Here is an 8631-nt window from a genome sequence, read left to right as displayed (position 1 = left end):
CGGCTGCGCGGGTCATTTCCCAGCCCATACCGTCGCCGATCATGATAATCGTATTCTTAGCCATGCAATTTAACTTTCCTGTAAATATCTATTGAAGTAGACCTTGAAAGATCGACTGGTACCTAGTTTTGCATGGCTGTTCGATCGATGCGAGTATAATCGATCGCATCGATCTGAGAAGATAATTAAGATTTTTTACGATCGACTAACAAATCTAATTCTTAACTACTTGTTAATCAAATTATTTAATTTCTTAAATTAAAGATAACCTATGGGCGATTCTCATTCTGAGAGGCTCCGCCAACGGATCTTTGGCGTAGCCTACCGGAGGTAATCGGGACGATTTTGGCTTTGACACGCACCTTTTCTAACGCACCAACTAATCGTTGAGCTTGATGTTGATAGAGCGGAATATTCAAAATTCCTGGTAAATTTTCCATCAAATCTCTAGCAACCCGCAGCGAACAACCAGAGATCCGACCGATAATATTTGCCCCTTCAAAAGTGGATTCTGCGGTCATCGCTAGCTCGACTTCAACCTGCCAAGATTTGGGGTAGGGATCGCCGATATCGATCCGCCGCAAACTCTCTGTCGTTGCCAAAACTACCAAGCGATCGCCACTTGCCAGCAAAATATCGTCGGTAGGCATTAAGATTGCGGGACGGGGGTTACGCTGGTGCAGAATGGGTACTACCCCATAACCATAGGCAGCTTCAGCTAGCAGCAATCGATCGAGCGTGTCGCCTGTTTCGATCGTGTATTCAGTGACTAAAATGGTTTGCCGATCGATGTGAAATAGATTCAGAATATTTTCACCGAATGCCGCTCCGGCAAACACTTCTGCCGATACTGTCTGCATCCCCAATACCCGGGCAGTTGGCAGCGTTTTCGTCAGATGTTGGCTCAACCTTTGTCCCGATGTCCGAATTACCAGATCGAGCTGCGGATCGATCGCCTGCACCATTAAGGCAACTTCAAGATTGAGCATTTCATCATCGGTGACGATAATGACGCTCTTGGCGGTCGTGAGATTGGCTTGCGCCAGAGATCGATCGATATTACCCGTAATTATCGGCAGATCTGGCAAGATCGTACTGTTGATATCTGGCTGCAATGTTACGCCGACAACGGTTTGCTTGAATTGCTGTAGCAACAGAGCCACTTGTTGCCCGACTCGTCCTAAACCGACGATGACGATGTGGTTTTGTTGCGGTACGGGCGGTCTTTGCTTGACAAATTGAAACTTTGATGATAAGAGAGATTCGGTGAGGACTGCGTACAACACGCCCACAAAAGCCGTACCAGCCAGACTCAAGCCGAGGGCGAAAGTTTGGAGCCACCAGGGAATCGTGGTAATGTTCTCAAAGTTGCCAAATAAATCGCCATAGCCGCCTAAAAGTAAGATTGCTGAGGCGTAGAATGCCGATATCCAAGTCGTGTTGGGATAATATTGACGAAAGAGGACGGTAGCGATCGCGAGTAATAACACGACAATCAGACAGCAAATTAGAGCCACGCGGCGGACTTGTTGCTGAAAGTTCGATCGCCAAAACTGCCTAAATCGATCGCCAACACGCCGCGCCCAGCGAGCGATCTGGGGTTGTTTAGTTTTTTTGCCAGCAGCAAGCGATCGATCTGGGGTGGTGTGAAGTGAGGATCGATCGGCAATTTCAATGTAAGTAACTAAATCGCCAGCCGTAACTATCTCTTCAAACTGCCATTGGCAAAAACCTGGCTCGGTTGCAGATCGGGTGTGAGCCAGTAGCTTCTGGCTGCGCGTATCGATCTGGTGTAGCCGACGGGCATTGCACCAAGGATGAGCGGGACTCATGCGTTGTCGCACCACTTGCAACCAGTAGCCATCTAAATTAAAAAAGCCGACGGTATCCGTCCCCAATGCGGCAATAGCAAAGGAGTGAGCCGGAAGTTCGATCGGTTCGTAGGCGATAAAATTGCCGAGTTGTTGGCTTAATAATCGATTGAGATTGGCTTTTGCCGATCGCACGACTAGCCGCGTATGGGGGTTGAGTTGGCGGATGGCGAGGGCGATTTCGGCATTAACTCCCTCGTTACTAGTGACAATCAGGGCAGCGCGACAGGCTTGGATTTGGGCTTGCGCCAACACGTTATTTTCACGGCAATCACCAATAATCAGCTCGTCTAATAAATCGACTAAATTTGGAACTTCCCAACTTTGAGGAGCAACTTGTTCGATCGCGACAATCTTCACGCCAAATTGGTGGAGAGCCAGCACGCAGTGTTGACCCAAGCTACCTAAACCACACACCAAAAAACGATCTAATTTCATCTAGCTGTTGCCACGTCACTTTATCAGCGTAGTTTGACTAGATGGCAAGTGAATGAAAATTCCATCACAAAATCACATCTTCGATCGGGATACTATCCAATGGAACTAGCACCTGTAGCAATCCGATTTGAGTTCGGTGCTAACAACACATCGATTTGTCAAAACGGTGCTGATGAGTTGCTACAAGTCCGTTGGCTCGATCGACTATAGAACACGCTCATCTGGATCGCAATGAAAAAATTTACACTTGCAACATTATTAGGAATTACGACAGCAACTATTGGAGTCACGCTGGTTGCGCCTGCTCATGGGGCATCTTTCACCGGATCGTTGGTTAATGCCGATGCGATCGATCTGCTGCCATTTACTTCAACTGGCGCGGAATTAAGATTTCGATCGTTGAGCTACAATGGCGGCACCAACGATGTGGGAACGCTAATTCCACCGGGGGGATTTAGCCCAGTGCTGACAATATTCAATCCGAGCGGTAACTATTTCAACGAATACACTGCTACAGAAGATTTAAACTTTACTGCTACCTTGTCACCCGGAAACTATCAAGCAGCCGTCAGTGCATTTGGCAGATTTTTTGACTTTCCAACTAAAACAAATATTTCGCAAGGTTTCGATGGGAGCGGTGAATTCTTTGGTCGAAATCCAAATTATGCTGTAGATATCGTCGCGGTATCGTCAGCTACTGCTGTACCCGAACCTGTTAGCTTCATCGGTACTGCTGTCGCTGGGTTTGCAGTAGTTAAGCTCAAACGTAAATTGTCAGCGGGCAAAAAGTCAACCTAAATATTTAATGTTAATCTAAATTGCCATTGAGCTAAGTGTTATTCCAAGTCTAATTAAGTTCGATCGAATTCAACTCAAACCAGGTAGCGATTCTCGTTCCGAGAGGCTCCGCCAACGACAGCAACTAATGTCTGACTTTTACTCATTTTAAACTTTAGAATTAGAGAAAATTATGGCACTTAATCCAGGTGATATCGCATTTGTGCAATACAATGCTGACAACACTGACAATTTTGCATTTGTGACCCTCGTCACTATCCCTGCTGGCGAAGTCATTCTCTTTACTGATAACGGTTGGCTGAATACCAATGCTTTTCGCACGGGTGAAGGGATTATTACTTGGACTGCGCCTGCTGGCGGCGTTACGGCTGGCACGGTAGTTACGATCGATACTACTCCCACTGCGACGGCTGGTGCGGTTGTCGAAACAGGAGATCTCAACTTTGCTGCTGCTGGCGACCAAATTATTGCTTTTCAAGGCAGCCTTGCCAGCCCAACAGCGATTGCGGCTTTAAATAATGATGGTAGTTCGGTCTTTCAAACTACTGCTTCAGATACAAATACTTCTGCGCTGCCTCAAGGTTTGGTAATTGGAACAAGTGCGGTGGCGATCGCCGAAATTGATAATGCTCGCTATACAGGCACTACTACAGGCGATCGAGCAACCTTACAAGCTGCCTTATATAACCCGGCAAACTGGGCTGGCGACGATGCCACAAATCAAACTTTTGCAGGTGCTTTCACGATCGGCGGTGGCAGTACGCCAACGGTATCGATCTCCGCCACCGCCAATGCTGCCGAAGCAGACACAGCTAATGGTAGTTTCCGGATCTCCCGGACTGGCGAGACAACTAATGCGTTAGACGTTAACTACGCTGTGGATGCGGGTACAGGTCAAGCAACCCCTGGGACTGACTATACTGCTCTAGCTGGGATTGTCACGATCGCGGCTGGTAGCTCATTTGTGGATGTAATTGTCGCTCCAGTCGATGATGCGCTCGTCGAAGGTAATGAAACCGTTACCCTCACGCTGTCCCCGTCAGCAAGTTTCACGCTGGGGACGGCGACGGATAGTGTGACGATCGTCGATAATGACAGTGTTGCGCCCTCGACTACCAAAGTCAGTACGATTCAAGGTACTGGCACTGCGGCAACGGCGGGGGTATTTACGATCGAAGGCATCGTCGTCGGCGACTTCCAAGCCACTGGGCAACTCGGAGGCTTTTACCTTCAGGAAGAGAACACCGATGCCGATGGCAATCCGCTCACATCTGAGGGAATTTTTGTCAATTCCCTCACGGCGGTAGATGTCGGCGACAAAGTGCGCGTTACGGGTACCGTTGCCGAAAATGCCACGGCTCCATCCTTCAACCAAGCGACAATTACACCCACCACAGCCGCCGATATTAGCGTCCTGGCGACCGGACAACAGGTGTTAGTGACTCCGACCGTCTTAGACCTGCCAATCGCCACCCTGGGCGATTTAGAACGCTTTGAAGGGATGTTAATTACCGTCCCCGAAACGCTCACCGTTACTGAAGTCTTCAACTTAGGTCGCTTTGGGGAAGTCTCCCTATCTGCCGACGGTCGCTTATTTAACCCAACCAATATTATCGATCCTAATGATGCGATCGCATCAGGCACGAATTCGACAGGAACGAGTAATGTGGCAGCGGTAACTGCTCAACAAGACCTCAACAATCGCCGTCGGATTCTGCTCGATGATGGTAGCAGCCTGTCCAATCTCAGCGATGTCCCCTACATCGACACCACCGACGCGAACCCAGCTAACGACACACTCCGCATCGGCAGTACGATCGGCGGATTGACTGGCGTACTCGGTTTCGGCTTCAATAGTTATCGGATTCAACCCCCGCAAGCCCCAGTTTTCGACTACGAACCACGTCCAGCGTTGCCCAATGTCGGCGGCGGGATTAAAGTCGGTAGTTTCAACGTCCTCAACTATTTCAACGGCGACGGTTTAGGCGGTGGTTTCCCGACTTCGCGAGGTGCAACTACGGCGATCGAATTTAGCCGCCAACGGGATAAGATTATTTCAGCCATCAAAGATTTGAATGCCGATGTCGTCGGTTTAATCGAGATGGAAAATGATGGCGATGGTACCAATTCGGCCATCGCTAATCTAGTCAACGGCTTGAATGCCTCGATCGGGTCGAATACTTACGACTATATCAAACTGGCAAATACCACTGGTAGCCCCGGTACGGATGAAATTAAGGTCGCCTTCATCTACAAGCCTGGTGCCGTTACGCCTGTCGGCAATGCCGTCTATTTCAACGATTCCGCCTTTAATACCGCCCGTCCGCCATTAGCACAGACCTTCAGCAACAATGCTAGTGGTGAGAAATTTACCCCCATTGTCAATCACTTCAAGTCTAAAGGCTCCAGTGCTGGTTTACCAGGCGATACCGACCAAGGCGACGGTCAAGGCTTATCGAATGCCACCCGCAAAGCCCAATCTACCGCCCTCCTCAACTTCGTCGCTCAAGTGCAAACCGCCTCTGGCGACAGCGATGTGATGGTATTAGGCGATCTCAATGCCTACAACGAAGAAGACCCGATCGATATCCTCCGCGCTGGTGGCTTGACCAAACTTGCCACTACAACCGATTCCTACGTCTTCGACGGTCAGACAGGTTCTCTAGATCATGCCCTGGTTACATCCAGCTTACTCGCTCAAGTAACGGGTGCTGCCAAGTGGAATATCAACTCCTCAGAACCGATCGTTTTAGACTACAACGATGATGTCCTCTCATCAGGTGAAAATCCAGCCGAAGATCGCAATGATACCAGTCTATATGCACCCGATCGATTCCGTTCCTCCGACCACGATCCAGTGTTGGCTGGACTCGATCTCAAACCCACTGGTGGCAATCCGCTAGCAGATAATCTCATCAGTACTAGTGGCAGCGATACTCTCTTTGGTGGTGCTGGTAACGACATCATCAATGGCGGTGCTGGTAATGACTTTATTACTGGCGGCGCGGGAGTAGATTCACTCTTTGGCGGTACTGGTGCCGATACTTTTGTGTTCTACGGCTCTAATGAAGGTATTGACAAAATCAATGACTTTGAAGTTGGGATCGATCGATTGAGCATTTCCCGCTCTGGGTTTGGGGTTAATAATACCTTTGGTAGCGATGCTTTGGGCGTTCTCGATGCCACTCGATTTGGGGTCGGAGCGTCAGCAGCCACAGCCAGCCAACGGTTTGTTTACAACAATAATTCTGGTGCGTTATTTTTTGATGCGGATGGTAGTGGCGGTGCGGCGCAAGTCCGAATCGCACAATTCGTCGGCAATCCTGCTCTGACTAATACTAGTTTCGTTGTTGCGTAATCCATACAACTCCAGCGGTTAGAAACCGCCGCTCGGAATGCAAAGTCCGCCTACGCGGACTGATTGATTAACTAGTCCGCGTAGGCGGACTTTGCAACGTTAGCCCCGATTTCAATCGGAGGCGGTGTTAGAACGGAGCTACTCAAATAAACACTCAGATTTAGAGATGTTTATTTGGGTATTTTTATCGATCGCCATAATATAAACGTGTAAATCATCACACCATACACGATCGACAAATATCTAAAAACTGTAAAAATTGATACCCCAAATAACTAACCCTTAACCTCCGACTGATATTGTGAATTAGCAATTATTGTCCGTTCGCATTATTAAACCCCGATCGTGTTGTTATTAGCATCCTAATTATCCTCATAGAAAACACATCAAACTGACTATGACTGCATTAAAAGGCTTCGCATCATTTCCTGCCGATACATTTGCTCCCGGCCCACAGTCTGGTAAATTACTCACAGGTACCAACGGTCGGACGGTTCCCTTCAGTAGTCAACCAGTTCAAGGTTTTAGCGCGGTTCAGTTTGCCGATATCTATGGTAATTACTGGTTTATGCCAGACAATGGCTTTGGTGCCAAGGCTAATAGTAACGATTTTTTGTTGAGAGTTTACAAAACCAATCCCAGTTTTCAAGGCTTGGGTGGTGATGGCACGGTCAAAGTTGGTAACTTTATTCAGTTATCAGATCCCGATAAAAAAGCTGGATTTGAGATCGTTAATGAAACTACAACGGAACGATTATTAACTGGTGCCGACTTCGATATCGAGTCTCTTAATATTGCCAAAGATGGTTCGATCTGGATTGGTGATGAATTCGGCCCCTACCTCTTACATTTTGATGCTACAGGTAAATTGCTAGATGCGCCGATCGCGACTCCCAATCCGGCTGCTAGTATGCTCAAAACTTTGGGTGGTAAAGCTCCGATCGTCATCGGACATCGCGGCGCGAGTGGTGAATTGCCAGAGCATACATTAGGTGCTTACAAACTCGCGATCGAGCGTGGTGCAGATTTCATCGAGCCAGACTTAGTTGCGACCAAAGATGGCGTATTAATCGCGCGGCACGAACCGAATTTAATCGCGACTACCAACGTTAAAGATCTAGCTCAGTTTGCTAGCCGCAAGACCACCAAAATGGTCGATGGCGTAGCCGAAGAAGGCTTTTTCGCTTCAGACTTCACTCTGGCAGAAATCAAGACCTTACGAGCGATTATGCCGCAGAGCGAACGGACGCAAGTATTTAATAACTTGTATGAAATTCCCACGCTCGAAGAAATCATTAATCTCGTCAAACAAGTAGAAGCCGACACTGGTAAAAAGATCGGCATCTACCCTGAAACCAAGCACCCCACTTTCCATGACAATCTGGGTTTATCGCTCGAAGAACCCCTGCTGGCAACTCTCCAAAAAACTGGTTTCACCGACCCCAGCCGCGTCTTTATCCAATCTTTTGAAGTGTCCAACCTCAAGGAACTCAATGGTAAAACTAACATTCCATTAGTGCAGTTGTTGGATGCTTATGATGTCAACCTCGATGGTTCTTTGAGCTATGAAGATGTCAACAAGCAGCCCTATGACTTTACTGTCAAAGGTGACAAACGCACTTATGCCGATCTCCAGACGGTAGCTGGATTGAAAGAGATTGCGACTTATGCGGATGGAATTGGCGCGTGGAAGCCGATGATTATCTCTAGCAAGGGTGTGGATGCCAATGGTGATGGCAAAGCCGATGATGTCAATAAAGATGGCTTAGTCAACGATACCGATCGAACATTACTCCCCGCGACATCTTTGGTTAAGGATGCTCATGCCAATAATTTGCTCGTTCATGCTTATACCTTCCGCAACGAAGCGCGACGGTTGGCATCTGACTACAACGGCAACCCACTTGAAGAGTACAAAGCCTTTATCAATGCGGGTGTTGATGGCTTTTTTTCAGACTTCCCTGGTACTGCGGACTCGGCGCGCGACCAAATTACTAGTGCGTTTGTCCGATCGCCCCAAAACCCCGATGTCCTAGCAAAAACCAAGTTTCAGACTCTCGATGGCAATGCGCCACTCGTCCTCGGACACCGTGGCGCAAGTGGCAACCGCCCAGAACACACGCTAGAAGCCTATAAATTGGCGATCGCGGATGGTGCAGATTTCAT

The 8631-nt window shown here is 48.3% G+C and carries 4 protein-coding genes; 3 read left to right on the top strand and 1 reads right to left on the bottom strand.

Annotated features, from left to right (window positions below):
• Nucleotides 1-269 precede the first annotated feature (269 nt).
• Nucleotides 270-2309: an NAD-binding protein gene (locus RMO35_RS00575; protein WP_309737830.1), complete on the bottom strand. Its 2040-nt coding sequence runs from the start codon at nt 2307-2309 to the stop codon at nt 270-272.
• Between the two features lie 231 nt (nt 2310-2540).
• Here RMO35_RS00575 and RMO35_RS00570 point away from each other — a divergent pair, with 231 nt between their 5' ends.
• The 3 genes from RMO35_RS00570 to RMO35_RS00560 all read left to right on the top strand — a co-directional run.
• On the top strand, nt 2541-3107 hold the full coding sequence (locus RMO35_RS00570) for a DVUA0089 family protein (protein ID WP_309737829.1): 567 nt from the start codon (nt 2541-2543) through the stop codon (nt 3105-3107).
• Between the two features lie 172 nt (nt 3108-3279).
• Nucleotides 3280-6465, top strand: coding sequence for an ExeM/NucH family extracellular endonuclease (locus tag RMO35_RS00565; RefSeq protein ID WP_309737828.1), 3186 nt, complete (start codon nt 3280-3282; stop codon nt 6463-6465).
• Between the two features lie 391 nt (nt 6466-6856).
• Nucleotides 6857-8631, top strand: a 1775-nt coding sequence (locus tag RMO35_RS00560; protein WP_396135579.1) for a glycerophosphodiester phosphodiesterase family protein, incomplete at its 3' end; no start/stop codon positions are given.

The organism is Chamaesiphon sp. OTE_20_metabat_361 (assembly GCF_031364565.1).
This window is presented reverse-complemented; position numbering and strand designations above follow the sequence as displayed.

What these genes read in the sequence shown, in the direction of transcription:
- RMO35_RS00575 (WP_309737830.1), bottom strand. Translation starts at nt 2,309, where the DNA reads ATGAAATTAGATCGTTTTTTGGTGTGTGGTTTAGGTAGCTTGGGTCAA.
- RMO35_RS00570 (WP_309737829.1), top strand. Translation starts at nt 2,541, where the DNA reads ATGAAAAAATTTACACTTGCAACATTATTAGGAATTACGACAGCAACT.
- RMO35_RS00565 (WP_309737828.1), top strand. Translation starts at nt 3,280, where the DNA reads ATGGCACTTAATCCAGGTGATATCGCATTTGTGCAATACAATGCTGAC.